The organism is Nocardia sp. NPDC051030 (assembly GCF_040683015.1).
Classification (GTDB): domain Bacteria; phylum Actinomycetota; class Actinomycetes; order Mycobacteriales; family Mycobacteriaceae; genus Nocardia.
The window spans coordinates 241152-253613 of record NZ_JBFBCD010000013.1 but is presented as its reverse complement, the minus strand read 5'-3'; the positions used below and the strand labels follow the sequence as shown (position 1 = coordinate 253613).

Here is a 12462-nt window from a genome sequence, read left to right as displayed (position 1 = left end):
AGCCCATTCAGGTTTGTAGCAAAGCTGTGTAGCGTGCCTGAAGGATGAGCTTTTCGGATCGGTGGCAATCGGCTTCGAATCGAAGGAGTTCCCCGGTGGCAGTCGGCGCAGTGCGGGAGAAACCCGCACCGGCACTCAGTGACGACACACCCGGCGTGACCGCGCCGGGGGAGATGTCGCCGCTGATGCTGGCGCTACTCGTCGTGGTGGGTTTCGCGGTGGTCGTCGGCCTGATCGGCAGCAATCTGCGCGACGACTTCGGCAATTCGGGCGGCGCGGCCGTCACCGGCGTACCGGGCTCGAGCACTCATCAACAGCCGACCAATGCCGCCCCGGCCCCCGCGCCGCCGCCCCGTCCGGCCCCCGCGCCCCCGGTGCAAATGGCCCCGGCGGTGGCTCCGGTGGAGGTCGCGCCCGCGCCGGTGCAGGCCTCCGATCCCTCCTCCCAGGCCGCCGCTCCGCCCCCGCCCCCGGCTCCGATCCCGATCCCCGACATTCTCGCGCCGATTCTCCCGTTCCTGCTGCCGCCACCGCCCCCACCGCCGCCACCCGCGCCGTAGCGGGCCGTGTCCCGGAATCCGAAGGAGGACAGCCATGCTCGGTAGCGTCGAGGACGTCCGGTCATCGCGCGAGGGCGATATCAACCCGCGCAGTCTCGCCGTGGTGGTGCTCATCTCGGGTCTCATGACCCTCGCCATCGGCGCGGGCATGCTGCTCACCGGTTCCGGCGATAGCGGTCAGTCGGCGAATCCCCCTGGTTCCCCGGAGTTTTCGAAGTCACGCACTCGCGAAGAACGGTTTGCGGTGCCCCCGCAGCCCGTCGTCGCGCCCGCGCCCGCGGCCAATGTCGTTCCCGCCCCGCCCAATATCGTGCTGCCGCCGGTGCCCCCGCATGCGGTGCAGGTGCCGGTCATCGTGGCCGATGAGCCGGTCGCGCCGCATGTCTATCCGCAGTCGCCGCCTCCGCCGCCCGCGCGCTAGATTCCGGCTAGATTCCGGAAACCCCTGCGAGCTGGCCGATTCCGTAGGTGACTGCCATGGCCAGCGCGCCACCGAGCACCACGCGCAGCACCGCGCGCCGCGGATTGCTGCCGCCCAGCCGGGAACTCACACTGCCCGTCAACGCAAGGGCCACCAGCACTGCCGCGAAGGTCACCGGAATCCGCCAGGACACCGGCGGCAGCAGGATGGCCAGTAGCGGCAGCAGCGCGCCGATGGTGAAGGACACGGCCGAGGAGAGCGCCGCATGCCAGGGATTGGTGAGATCCGTGGGATCCAAACGCAATTCGGCCTCGGCGTGCGCGGCGAAGGCATCGTGTGCGGTGAGCTCGGCGGCCACCTGGCGCGCGGTTTCGTCGGAAAGTCCCTTGTCCCGGTAGATCTGGGTGAGCTCGGCGAGCTCGTACTCGGGTTCCTCGGCGAGCTCGCGCCTTTCCTGGGATAGCAGCGCCTGCTCGGAATCGCGCTGGGTGCTGACCGAGACGTACTCGCCGACCGCCATGGAGATGGCTCCCGCGGTGAGTCCGGCAATCCCGGCGGTGAGGATCGCCGAGGTCTCGGTGCTGGCGGCGGCGACGCCGACCACCAGCCCGGCCGTGGAGACGATGCCGTCATTCGCGCCGAGTACACCGGCGCGCAGCCAGTTCAGCCGCGAGGACAGGCTCTCGTCGTGTGGTTCGTGCGGATGCGTTTCGGCCACTCTCGCAGCGTATGACACGGCACCCACAACTCCTGGAACCCCGGCCGGTCGGTCAGCGTGCGGCGGGCTTGGTCGCGGGCTTGAACTTGAAGGAGATGGCTTCCATGATCGGCTTGTGCTGGGTCTTCTGCACGGCCGCGATCAGCCACCGGCCTTCGCCATCGCGAATCACGGTGTAGGTGGCGACCTTGCCGAGCTTCTTCGGCTCCTTCTTCGAGGATTCGCCACGGGTGACGACCACGGCGGTGTCGCTGCCGTAGAGGCGGATCTCGAGGATCTCCACCCACAGCCGGGAGCCCTTCAGAAAGCTGTCGAACAGCGCCTGGTGTGCGCCGCCGATCTCGTCGCCACCGTGGTAGATGGTGCCCACATAGGTGGCATCGGTGGCGTCGGCGGTGAAGCAGGCCCCGTAGGCGGTGCCGTCGCCGCGGTTCCAGGCATCCTGGCTGCGCTCGATGAGGGCCCGGATGGCGGTGGTGTCGGTGGTGGTCATGAAAATCAGCCTCCGTGTTAGTCTTCTTCCTGGAAGAGCTTTCTTCGTTTAGGAAGTCTCTTCGTTGAGGAAGACAATAACGAAGGGAGTTCGGTGGTGTCAATACCTGCCGGAGCGCATGGTCATGACGTGTATCGCCGGTACCTGAGTGCCGTGGTCCTATATGCGCTGGCCGGGGCCAGGGCGGTCGGGCTGGGTGCGACGGATCTGCAAGCGCTCAATATCCTCGAGCTGAACGGGGCCATGACGCCGGGCGAACTCAGTACCCGGACCGGACTCACCACCGGCCCGACCACCCGGCTCATCGATCGACTGGAAGCCGCGGGTTATGTGCGGCGCGGTTCCGATCCGGGTGATCGCCGCAAGGTCATCGTCGAGCCGATCGACCGGCCCGCCGACCTCGACGAGACTCTCGTGTCCGTGCGCAAGGCCGTCGGCGAGATCATCGGCGGCTACACCCCTGAGCAGCGCGAAGTGCTGTTCGACTACTTCGCGCGGGCGGCCGAGGCCTTCCAGGTGGCGGCCGAACAGGTCGACTGAGCGTCGCCCGATCGTCTGATAGACACGGCGGCGCGGCCGAGGCATGGCTCTCGTTTTGCGGTGAATGCGAACAATTTGCTGGAACGATGGCAGGCATGGTCCGTTTCTGCGTGCGCTACTGGTCCGCCCTAGTCCCTCTGCTGGCCGCCGTCGTATTGGCCGCCTCCTGGGGGCGTGACCTCGGGCCGATCGTGGTGACACTGGTGACCTTGGCACTGGTCGGCGCGGTGCTGTCCGCGGTGCATCACGCCGAGACCGTGGCGCATCGGGTCGGTGAGCCGTTCGGGTCGCTCATCCTCGCGGTGGCGGTGACCATAATCGAGGTCGGCCTGATCGTGACGCTCATGCTCTCCAGTGGCGAGAAGGCGGCCTCGCTCGCGCGGGACACCGTCTTCGCGGCCGTAATGATCACGTGCAATGGTATTTTCGGCCTGTCGCTGCTGGTTGGGGCGCTGCGACGGCGCGTGGCCGTCTTCAATGCCGAGGGCACGGGTGCGGCCCTGGCCACCGTCGCCACCCTCGCCACCCTGACCCTGGTGCTGCCGACCTTCACCACCAGCGAGCCGGGCCCGGTGTTCACGGCATCGCAGCTGATCTTCGCGGCGGTGGCGTCGCTGGTGCTCTACGGCGTCTTCGTCATGGTGCAGACGGTCCGGCACACCGACGACTTCCTCCCCGTGGAAAGCTCTTTCGCCGATGCCGAGGGCGGGCATGGTGAGCCCCCGACCAAGCGTCAGACCTGGCTCAGCCTGGGTTTGCTACTGGTTGCCCTTATCGGTGTGGTCGGGCTGGCGAAGGTGGTGTCGCCGTCCATCGAATCCGGGATCGCGGCAGCCGGATTGCCGCCCTCCGCGGTCGGTGTGGTGATCGCGCTACTGGTGCTGCTGCCGGAAACCATTGCGGCCGTGCGCGCCGCGCGCCGCGATCAGGTGCAGATCAGCCTGAATCTGGCGCTCGGTTCGGCCATGGCCAGCATCGGCCTGACGATTCCGGCCATCGCGGTGGCGTCGATCTGGATCGAGGGCCCGCTCATGCTCGGCCTCGGGGCCACGCAAATGGTGCTGCTGGCGCTGACCGTGGTGGTCGGCGTGCTCACGGTGGTGCCCGGCCGCGCGACGCTCCTGCAGGGCTGTGTGCACCTGGTGTTGTTCGCGGGCTTCGTCTTCCTGGCGGTCAGTCCCTAGTACTTCGGCGGCACGGGGTTTCACGAGTTCCAGCGATAGACCTGTTCATCGCGCAGTTCGTAGCTGGTCGCGGGTTTTTGAGAAGGGCCCCGCGTTCCGCCGCGGCCGGACAGCAGCGCCATGACCCGGGTGCGCCCGCGCGTGGTGTGTTCGTCCTCGGTCCAGTGCACATAGGGGTGCACCAGTTTCGCGAATTCGGTCCAGTCGCCGGCTTCGATCGCGCGCATGACTGCCGACACGGTGTGGTCCACGGGGCCAGTGAACACCCGGGGGGTGAACTGCGCGTGGGTTCGATGGAAACCGGCATGGAAGAGCACTCGGACTAATCGGGCAAATTGGATTGCTGCTAGTTCACTCATTTTTCTTTTGGGTATAGCTCAACCCTTCGGCAGAGCCTCGCCAAGGGTTCGCCGAGCAGGTGTCGGAGGTCATATTGATAGCCAATCCGCTCTGATAACACGTTGCAGAATGCCCGGTCACTTGGGTAAATGTCCCGTTGACCGGGATCGGAACCGTGGGTACTGACAGGTAGCTCGGAGGCCTGGATCACACCCCAAACGGATTTGTTGTAACCCTGCGTAACCATTAGCTTTGAGGGCAGGCAGTGTTGCTGATCACGGAGAAGAATTTGAAGCTCGTCACCCAGAAGGACACCGCGCTGCGAATCGTGCGCGACAACTTCTCCACGACCGCGGTGGCCTCGCTGCGCACCTTCGGCCGCGCGGCCCGGATCGCCGAGGAAGCGGTCGTCGGCACCTTCGCCGATATCGCGCGCCGCGAGTTCCAGTGGAAAGAAGCCATTCTCCAGGCCTGGCGGCTCATCACCGTCACCGCGATTCCGGCGATCCTCATGGCCATTCCCTTCGGCGTGATCGTCTCCGTACAGGTCGGCAATCTCATTCACACCCTCGGCGCGGACTCGCTGCTCGGCGCGACCGGCGGCCTCGGCGTCATCAAGCAGGGCGCGCCCCTGGCCACCGGCTTCCTGCTGGGCGGCGCGGGCGCGGCGGCCCTGGCCGCGGATCTCGGCGCGCGCACCATTCGCGAGGAGATCGACGCGATGCACACCATGGGCATCAGTCCGATTCACCGCCTGGTGATTCCGCGTCTGGTCGCCATGGTCTTCGTGGCCCCGCTGCTGAATGTGCTGATCATCTTCGTGGGTGTGCTCGCGGGCTATGCGGTCGCCATCGGCGGGCAGAACGTCACGCCGGGCAGTTACTGGGCCACCTTCGGGTCGTTCACCACGACCGCCGATGTGTGGGTGTCGCTATTGAAAGCGGTCATCTTCGGTTTCCTCGTGGTGATCATCGCCTGCCAGCGTGGCCTCGAAGCCAAGGGCGGACCGCGCGGTGTGGCCGATGCCGTGAACGCCGCGGTGGTGCTGTCGGTGGTGTCGATCGTGACCGTGAACCTGGTCGCCACCCAGATCACCGCCATGTTCCTGCCGACAAGGCTGGCTTGATGTCCGCTACGTATGTGCCCAAGGGGCTGGGCTGGTTCGCGCGCTTCTATCGCAGGCGTGGCCTGTTGCTGCGCCGGGTCGAGGGCTTCGGCTTCGTGCTGTCCTTCGTCTGGCAGGTGTTGTCGTCGATTCCGTTGACGCTCAAGCGGTATCGCGACGAGACCATGCGGGCCATCACCAATATGACCTGGGGTCGCGGCTCGATCATCGTGGGCGGCGGCACCGTGCCGATGATGATCGTGCTGGGCATGGTCATGGGTGCGTCGGTGGCGGTGGAGTCGTACGCGACCCTGGACATGCTGGGCATGGGTCCGGTAACGGGCCTGGTGTCGGCGTACGCGACCACCCGTGAGCTCGCGCCCATCGCGGCGGCCATCGGTTTCGCGGCGCAGGCGGGCTGCCGCATGACCGCGGAGATCGGGTCCATGCGCATCTCCGAGGAGATCGACGCGATCGAATCCCTCGGCCTGCGTTCGGTTCCCTTCGTGGTGACCACCCGCGTGCTGGCCGGCGCGGTCGCCATCGTGCCGACCTTCCTGATCGCGCTGATCCTGTCCTACGCGTCCTGCCGCGGGCTGATCACGCTGGTGCACGGTTCGTCGGCGGGCGTCTACGACCACTATTTCTTCCAGTTCGTCTCCGGCTTCGATGTGATCGCCGCGGTGGTGAAGGTGGCCATCTTCGCGGTGGTCGTCATCCTGATCCACTGCTACTACGGCTTTTTCGCCACCGGCGGCCCGGAGGGTGTGGGTATCGCCTCGGGTAAGGCGGTGCGCGCCAGTTCGGTCGCGATCATCGCCATGGACATGGTGCTGTCCCTCGGGCTGTGGGGCTTCAACTCGGCGATTACGTTCACGGGGTAGGGGATGCCGAATTACGCAATGCCGGGTGTGGCCGTCGATCGTCGTCGTTCGATGATGGTCGGTGCGATCGCACTCGCGCTGGTGGTGGCCGTGGCCGCCGCTTGGATGCTGTATCGCACGCAGAAAACCGAGGAGGGGCTGGCGCTTTCGCTGCGCACCGAGCAGATCGGCGACGGCGTGCTGGTCGGTACCGATGTGCGCGCCAATGGCGTGCTGATCGGCAAGGTCACCGAGATCTCGCCGGATCAGCATGGCACTCAGCGAATCGGGTTGCGGCTCGATGACGCGGCGCGCACCGTCGGGCTGGACGACAGCATGCTGGTGGATTACGCGCCCGCGAACCTGTTCGGTATCAGCGAGATCGAGCTGCGCAAGGGTGCGGGCGGAGCGCCGCTGCGTGACGGTTCGACCATCGATCTGACCGGTAAGAATGCCGCGGCCGTGTACGACGCGACCATGGGTTCGATCCTGCGCAGCATGTCGCAGGTCGGTGGTTCGGTGCTGACGCCGCAGATGGCTTCGGTGATCGCGCAGGCCGCGGCCGACACCCAGGCGTTGACGCCGCTGGTGCAGGCATTGATCGCCGCGCAGACCACCATCGCGAACAACCAGAAGATGCCGATGTCGGACCTGTTCGGCGAGCTCGGCCCGGCCTTCGACGGCGGCGGCAAGTTCGCGGGCGCGACCGTGCAGGTGGTGGATCTGATCCGCAGCATTCAGCGCTTGCAGGGTGACCGCGAATCCTATGACAAGGGTGTCGCCATCGTGACCGGTCAGTTGCTGCCCGCGCTGGCGAACAACCTGTCGCAGGCCGGAACTCAGCTCTCGGGGACCACCGACATGCTGATGCCGGTGCTCAGCGCGCTCGCGCGGATGGTGCCGAATCCGCAGCAGTCCGGGATCGACCTGAAGACGCTGCTGGCGCGCTTGCGCTCGGCCATGCCGGACACCGGGCAGGGGCCGGTGCTCAATGTCGAGGTGGAACTGCGCGGCGTGCCCGCCATCGCGGTGCCGCTGCTGGGAGGAGCGCGATGACAGTCAAGGCCGCAGCGTGGCGGCTGGTGTTGTTCGCGGGCGTGATCGTGGTGGTACTCGTGCTGGTGCTCACCGCGATTCAGCGGCCGGTGTCCGGCTCCACCGAAACGCATGACGCACTGTTCGCCGACGCCAATGGCCTGAAGGTCGGCGATGACGTGCGCATGTACGGCGTGCAGGTCGGCAAGGTGAAGTCCATCGACCTGGAGGGGACGAAGGCGCGCGTGCAGTTGTCGGTCAAGACCGATGCGCCCGTCTACGACAACAGCAAGCTGGCCATCCGCTACCAGAATCTGACCGGGCAGCGGTACATCGATTTGCAGCAGCAACCGCAGCCGGGCACTCGGATCGCGGCGGGCGTGCGCATCGATATCGACCACACGATTCCGTCCTTCGATGTGACGAGCCTGTTCAATGGCTTGAAGCCGGTGCTGGCCACCATTTCTCCGGAGGCCATCAACCAGTTCAGTGCGAGCATGGTGGCATTGATCGAGGGTGACGGCAGCGGTGTCGGCCCGGCCATGGACGCCATCGGCAAGCTGGCGTCGTATGTGGACAATCGGCAGCAGGTGATCGGCACGCTGATCCGCAATATGTCGGATCTGTCGGACCGATTGAGCGGCCGCGTGCACTATCTAGTGCCGCTGCTCGCACAGCTCTCCAATATTTTCGAGGCCCTGCAGCAGAACATCGGCGGGCTGGCGCAATTCGCGCTGACCGCGCCGTCGGTGCTGCGGCCCATCGACAATCTGCTGCGCACGCTGGGCATCAGCAGCGGCAGTGATGTGGATGCGTTGATCCGCAAGATCTTCCCCGATGCGAAGGAAGCGGTGGACGTGTTCGGCCGCCTGCCCGCCGTGCTGGCCGCCGCCGACGCATCGCTGCCGAACAGCCCGAGCGGCTGGAAGCCGGTGTGCAGCAAGGGTAATGCCGAGGTGCCCTCCATCGTGAAGGTGCTCATGTCGGGACAGCAGGTGGCGGTATGCAACGGATGAGAGTGCCGCGCCTGTTCGTTCGTGACGACCGCGTCATCGACGACGAGACCAAAAAGAAGCGGGAACTGCGGTACGGCGTCATCGGCGCGGTGCTGGTCGCCATCGGCCTGCTGGCCGCCGGTGCGCTGTACGTGATTCCGTTCGGCAAGCACACCTACACCGCGGAGCTGTCCGAGGCGCAGTCGGTGAAGGCGGGCGACGATGTGCGCGTCGCGGGCATCTCGGTGGGCGAGGTGAAGTCCCTCGAACTGAAGCCGGACAAGGTCGTCATGCGCTTCACCGTGGATTCCGATGTGTTCCTGGGTGATCAGACCTCCCTGGACATTCGCATGCTGACCATCGTGGGCGGCCACTATGTGGCGTTGTTCCCGGCCGGGGACAAGCCGCTGGGCTCCAAGGCGATTCCCTCGGATCGAGTTCGCTTGCCCTACAGCCTGGTCGAGACCTTCCAGGACGCGGCCATCCCGCTGGCCAAGATCGACGGCAATTCGCTGAACCAGAACCTTGCGGCACTGGGTGATTCGATGCACGGCGCGCCGGACAGCCTGCGCACCACCTTGCAGACCGTCGCCAATTACGTGGACGCACTGGAACGTCAGCGCGGCCAGGTATCCAATGCCGTGGCGGTTGCCGACGAGTACGTGACCATGTACGACGGCGCGAAGAAGGACCTCGGCCGGTTGATGGACAATGCCAACCTGCTGGTCACCGTGCTCGACGATAAGCACACCGAAATGGCGGAGGCCATCCGGCTGCTCAGCGATGTGGTGGGCCGCCTGGCCGGTGCCGCGCCCGCGTGGGACGAGTCGCTCAAGCCCAAGATCAATGAGGCGATCACCCAGCTGGAGCAGCTCGGCGCACGGTTCGAGCCGACGCTCACGGCCGCGCAGGGCTTGCAGAAGAAGCTGTCGGAGTTGGTGATTCCGGAGGGCGGCGTGACCGTCGACCAGTCGAATCAGACCGTGACGCTGCCTTCGGTGTGCATTCCCATGCCCGGGAAGGACTGCTGATGCTCAAGCGGATGCTCGGATCCCAGGCGTTCATGTCGGTCGCCGGTGCGGTGCTGGTGGCCGTGCTGGGTGTTGTCGGCTATTTCCTCTACTTCGATCCCATGAAGAAGACCGAAACCTATTGCGCCATCATGCCGGACGCCGTCGGCCTGTACGCGGGCAATAAGGTGACCATGCGCGGCATCCCGGTGGGCACGGTGGATTCCATCGAGGCCGACGGGGCCAAGGTGAAGGTCAAGTTCACTGTCGACGCCGAGTACCCCGTGTACGCGGACGCCGCCGCCACCACGGTCGCCGATTCCATTGTGGCGGACCGGAATCTGGCGGTGTTGTTCAGCGGTAAGAACACCGCGCACTGGGACAATTCGCAGTGCATCACCAAAACCCTGACGCCCAAGAGCATTACCGAGACCCTGACCGCACTGGCGAGCCTGTCCTCGCAGTTGCAGCAGGCCTCGGCCCCGGATGCCTTGGAGCGCGGTCTGTCCGGGCTCGATGCGGCGACCGCGGGGTCCGGCCAGCAGATCAATGACATCGTCAAGAAGCTGGGTTCCTCACTGTCGCAACCGGATGCGGACATCGGCCATCTGGCGGGCATCTTCGATGCCTTCGCCTCGGTCGGTCAGAAGGTGGAAGAGCATTGGGGCGACCTGCGCTCCATGCTGCTGCGCCTGGCTCCCGCCCTGAACAATGCCAGCACCGAATTGATCGGCCCCGGTGCGGAATTGATCGACCGGCTCGGCGAGGCCCTGCCGATGCTCAATGACCTGGTCACCATTGTCGGTGACCCGATCATGCGAGCCCTGGACGACACCCTTCCGCTGGTTCGACTCCTGCGCGCCAACGTCGGCTCCCTGTCGGAGATCATGCTCAAGCTCCCGGCCCTGACCAATGCCGCCCAGTCCTTGATGGGCTCCGGCATGACCTACGGCTCGCCCCGCGCCGCCCTGCCCGCGCCGCAGGCCGAGCAGGTCTGCGCGGCGATGAACGCGATCACGCCGGGCCGCTGCACGGACGCCGCCAATGGCCTGGTGAACGTGCCGCTGGTCCCGCTGGTGCTCGGAATGGCAGGTGCGCGATGAGAATCGGACGCTGGGACTTCATCCTCGATACCGATGCCCAGGCACGGACCGAACCTGCGATGAGGGCAGGTTCCGGTCGTGCGCGGGCCAAGCGCGTCGGTGCCGCCGTGCTGGCGGCCGGGCTGCTGGCCGGGGTCGGCGGCTGTGCGTTCGATCCGGCGCAGGTGCCGGTGCCCGGAACCACGGTGTCGGGGCCGACCTATCGCGTGCACATCGAGTTCGGGAATGTGCTGAACCTGCCCGCGCGAGCCAAGGTGATCGCCAATGGCGCGCAGGTCGGAACGGTTTCCGGTGTGCGCGTGGTGGATTCGGCGCATTCGGGTGGCAAGGGCGGCTTCGTGGTGGTCGATGCGGACATCTCCACCAAGGTGCAGCTGCCCACGAATACGATCGCGGAGCTGCGCCAGAACACCGTGCTCGGTGATATCCACCTGGCGCTGACCACCCCGCCGGATGGCTTCTCCTCGCTGCTGAAGGACGAGGGCACGATTCCGCAGGAGCGGACCCGTCCGCCCGTGCAGCTGGAGGACACCATGGCCGCGCTGGCCGCCTTCACCCAGGGCGGTGCGATCAGTCAGTTGCAGGACATCATCAATCGGTTCAATGCGGTGCTGCCCGCCGATCCGAACGAGACCAAGCGGATCGCGCAGAGTGCCGCCGGGAATGCCACGGACCTGGCCGCGAATCTGGACAAGGTGGATTCGCTGCTGAACGGTCTGGGCGTGAACGCGCAGGTGCTGCACGATCGCTCGGACTTCCTGGATCACCAGCTGAACCAGGAATCGGTGGACACCATGACCGGTGTCACCAATTCGATTCGCGGCGTGACCCAGATCTTCGCGGTGCTCGGGCAGCTGGGTCAGTCGCTGGTGTGGCTGGCTCCGCTCGCGAACTCCGGTGACGCGGCGGTGCAAGCCTTTGCGCCGCTGGCACTTTCGGGTAAGCCCCTGGACCTGTCGGTTCCGTCGAACCTGTCGACGCTGACCGCGCTCTTGCGGGACAAGCTGATTCCGTTCATCGAACAGGGTCCGAAGGTGAATATCACCGGCGTGCACGCGGATTCGGTGTCCCGCGACGATCAGGTGAGCAATATTCTGGCCGGGCTGCGCATGATCGGAGCGGTGCGATGAAGTGGGGACCGCTGGCGTCGCTGGGCGGTATCGCCGCCGTCACCCTGGTGGGTGCGAGTTACCTGACTTTCGGTGTGGTGCGGGCGGATCCGTTCGCCGAGTACACGCACGGCTCCATGGTTCTCGCGAACTCCGGTGGCCTGAGCGTCGGTTCGCCGATCCTGCTCACCGGCATGCGGGTCGGGAAGATCACCTCGGTGGACAGCAATGGCGGCAGCGTCGAGGTCGGCTTCCGCATCGACGCCGACCGCAAGCTGCCCACCGACAGCGTGATCAGCATCGAGCAGCTGTCGGCGCTGGGCGAGCCGTATGTGGAGTTCCGGCCCAAGACCGGGGGAGCGCCCTACCTGAAGGACGGCCAGCGCCTGGACACCGCCACGGTGCAGTCGCCGCTATCCATTCCCGAGGTATCACGCCTGGTCAACAAGGTCATGAACCAACTCGACCCGAAGGTGGCGGCCTCCCTGGCCAGCACCCTGGGCACCGCCTTCCGCGACACCGATTCGGCCATGCCGCCGCTGACCCGCGCCGGTGACCTGCTGGCCCAGGCCATCATGAGCCGCGAGCCCAAGATCGCGCAGCTGCTGAACAGCTTCCAGGCCGCGGCCTCGAATATGGACGGCATCGGCGAGGCCACCGCGGCGGCCGCACCGGCATTCGTGCAGTTCGAGCAGTCACTCGAGGCGCTGATCAACGCGGTCGGTAGACTGACGGACCGCGCCCCGGGCCCGCAGGTCTACATCCAAGACAACGGGCTGGCGACCTTCCTGGCGAAGCTGACCGACTGGGTACAGCAGGCCGGACCCGAATTGAAGACCCTCGCACCCGCCTTGCAGCCCCTCGCGGATGCGGCACAGTCGGCGGGACCGCAAATCAATATCAGCAGCCTGATCTCGCAGGCGCTCGCCGGTACCTCCGACGGTGCCGTGCGCGTGCACGTCAACGTCAAGTAATACCCGGAAAGAA

At 66.1% G+C, this 12462-nt stretch carries 15 protein-coding genes; 12 read left to right on the top strand and 3 right to left on the bottom strand.

What is annotated here, in order from left to right; all coding sequences use genetic code 11:
• Positions 1–95: 95 nt before the first annotated feature.
• Together AB0N05_RS36725 and AB0N05_RS36720 are read left to right on the top strand one after the other, a co-directional pair.
• Positions 96–560: a hypothetical protein gene (locus AB0N05_RS36725; RefSeq protein ID WP_364703101.1), complete on the top strand. Its 465-nt coding sequence runs from the start codon at positions 96–98 to the stop codon at positions 558–560.
• Positions 561–594: 34 nt separating this feature from the next.
• The gene (locus tag AB0N05_RS36720; protein ID WP_364703099.1) at positions 595–981 is read left to right on the top strand and encodes a hypothetical protein; all 387 of its coding nucleotides are present in this window, start codon (positions 595–597) and stop codon (positions 979–981) included.
• Positions 982–988: 7 nt separating this feature from the next.
• Here AB0N05_RS36720 and AB0N05_RS36715 read toward each other — a convergent pair whose 3' ends face one another.
• Together AB0N05_RS36715 and AB0N05_RS36710 are read right to left on the bottom strand one after the other, a co-directional pair.
• Positions 989–1699: a VIT family protein gene (locus AB0N05_RS36715; protein WP_364703096.1), complete on the bottom strand. Its 711-nt coding sequence runs from the start codon at positions 1697–1699 to the stop codon at positions 989–991.
• 52 nt (positions 1700–1751) lie between these two features.
• On the bottom strand, positions 1752–2192 hold the full coding sequence (locus tag AB0N05_RS36710; protein ID WP_364703093.1) for an SgcJ/EcaC family oxidoreductase: 441 nt from the start codon (positions 2190–2192) through the stop codon (positions 1752–1754).
• Positions 2193–2288: 96 nt separating this feature from the next.
• Here AB0N05_RS36710 and AB0N05_RS36705 point away from each other — a divergent pair, with 96 nt between their 5' ends.
• Positions 2289–2732 carry a MarR family transcriptional regulator gene (locus tag AB0N05_RS36705; protein WP_364703091.1) on the top strand — a complete coding sequence of 148 codons (444 nt, stop codon included), beginning with the start codon at positions 2289–2291 and terminating at the stop codon, positions 2730–2732.
• 95 nt (positions 2733–2827) lie between these two features.
• Positions 2828–3916, top strand: coding sequence for an ionic transporter y4hA (locus AB0N05_RS36700; protein ID WP_364703254.1), 1089 nt, complete (start codon positions 2828–2830; stop codon positions 3914–3916).
• Positions 3917–3936: 20 nt separating this feature from the next.
• Here the strand turns inward: AB0N05_RS36700 and AB0N05_RS36695 are convergent, their stop codons facing one another.
• On the bottom strand, positions 3937–4275 hold the full coding sequence (locus tag AB0N05_RS36695) for a hypothetical protein (protein WP_364703088.1): 339 nt from the start codon (positions 4273–4275) through the stop codon (positions 3937–3939).
• A gap of 269 nt (positions 4276–4544) precedes the next feature.
• On the opposite strand from AB0N05_RS36695, the gene AB0N05_RS36690 reads away from it, so the two are divergent.
• From AB0N05_RS36690 to AB0N05_RS36655, 8 genes are read left to right on the top strand one after another with little or no spacing between them, the layout of a single operon-like run.
• Complete coding sequence (locus tag AB0N05_RS36690; protein ID WP_364703085.1) at positions 4545–5381, top strand: ABC transporter permease; 837 nt, start codon at positions 4545–4547, stop codon at positions 5379–5381.
• A complete protein-coding gene (locus AB0N05_RS36685; RefSeq protein WP_364703082.1) occupies positions 5378–6244 on the top strand; it encodes an ABC transporter permease in 867 nt (288 codons plus the stop codon). The genes AB0N05_RS36690 and AB0N05_RS36685 overlap by 4 nt, the downstream gene beginning before the upstream one ends.
• 3 nt (positions 6245–6247) lie before the next feature.
• Positions 6248–7279 carry an MlaD family protein gene (locus AB0N05_RS36680; RefSeq protein WP_364703079.1) on the top strand — a complete coding sequence of 344 codons (1032 nt, stop codon included), beginning with the start codon at positions 6248–6250 and terminating at the stop codon, positions 7277–7279.
• Complete coding sequence (locus AB0N05_RS36675; protein WP_364703076.1) at positions 7276–8274, top strand: MCE family protein; 999 nt, start codon at positions 7276–7278, stop codon at positions 8272–8274. Before AB0N05_RS36680 ends, AB0N05_RS36675 begins: the two co-directional genes overlap by 4 nt.
• Entirely contained in the window at positions 8262–9284 is a 1023-nt protein-coding gene (locus AB0N05_RS36670; RefSeq protein WP_364703074.1) for an MlaD family protein, read from the top strand. The genes AB0N05_RS36675 and AB0N05_RS36670 overlap by 13 nt, the downstream gene beginning before the upstream one ends.
• Entirely contained in the window at positions 9284–10366 is a 1083-nt protein-coding gene (locus AB0N05_RS36665; protein ID WP_364703072.1) for an MlaD family protein, read from the top strand. Before AB0N05_RS36670 ends, AB0N05_RS36665 begins: the two co-directional genes overlap by 1 nt.
• A complete protein-coding gene (locus AB0N05_RS36660; protein WP_364703069.1) occupies positions 10363–11496 on the top strand; it encodes an MlaD family protein in 1134 nt (377 codons plus the stop codon). Before AB0N05_RS36665 ends, AB0N05_RS36660 begins: the two co-directional genes overlap by 4 nt.
• On the top strand, positions 11493–12449 hold the full coding sequence (locus AB0N05_RS36655) for an MlaD family protein (protein WP_364703066.1): 957 nt from the start codon (positions 11493–11495) through the stop codon (positions 12447–12449). The genes AB0N05_RS36660 and AB0N05_RS36655 overlap by 4 nt, the downstream gene beginning before the upstream one ends.
• The last annotated feature ends 13 nt before the right edge of the window (positions 12450–12462 follow it).

Coding starts and splice junctions, on each gene's coding strand:
- AB0N05_RS36710 (WP_364703093.1), bottom strand. CDS start 2,192: ATGACCACCACCGACACCACCGCCATCCGGGCCCTCATCGAGCGCAGC.
- AB0N05_RS36695 (WP_364703088.1), bottom strand. CDS start 4,275: ATGAGTGAACTAGCAGCAATCCAATTTGCCCGATTAGTCCGAGTGCTC.
- AB0N05_RS36720 (WP_364703099.1), top strand. CDS start 595: ATGCTCGGTAGCGTCGAGGACGTCCGGTCATCGCGCGAGGGCGATATC.
- AB0N05_RS36655 (WP_364703066.1), top strand. CDS start 11,493: ATGAAGTGGGGACCGCTGGCGTCGCTGGGCGGTATCGCCGCCGTCACC.
- AB0N05_RS36675 (WP_364703076.1), top strand. CDS start 7,276: ATGACAGTCAAGGCCGCAGCGTGGCGGCTGGTGTTGTTCGCGGGCGTG.
- AB0N05_RS36660 (WP_364703069.1), top strand. CDS start 10,363: ATGAGAATCGGACGCTGGGACTTCATCCTCGATACCGATGCCCAGGCA.
- AB0N05_RS36680 (WP_364703079.1), top strand. CDS start 6,248: ATGCCGAATTACGCAATGCCGGGTGTGGCCGTCGATCGTCGTCGTTCG.
- AB0N05_RS36665 (WP_364703072.1), top strand. CDS start 9,284: ATGCTCAAGCGGATGCTCGGATCCCAGGCGTTCATGTCGGTCGCCGGT.
- AB0N05_RS36700 (WP_364703254.1), top strand. CDS start 2,828: ATGGTCCGTTTCTGCGTGCGCTACTGGTCCGCCCTAGTCCCTCTGCTG.
- AB0N05_RS36670 (WP_364703074.1), top strand. CDS start 8,262: ATGCAACGGATGAGAGTGCCGCGCCTGTTCGTTCGTGACGACCGCGTC.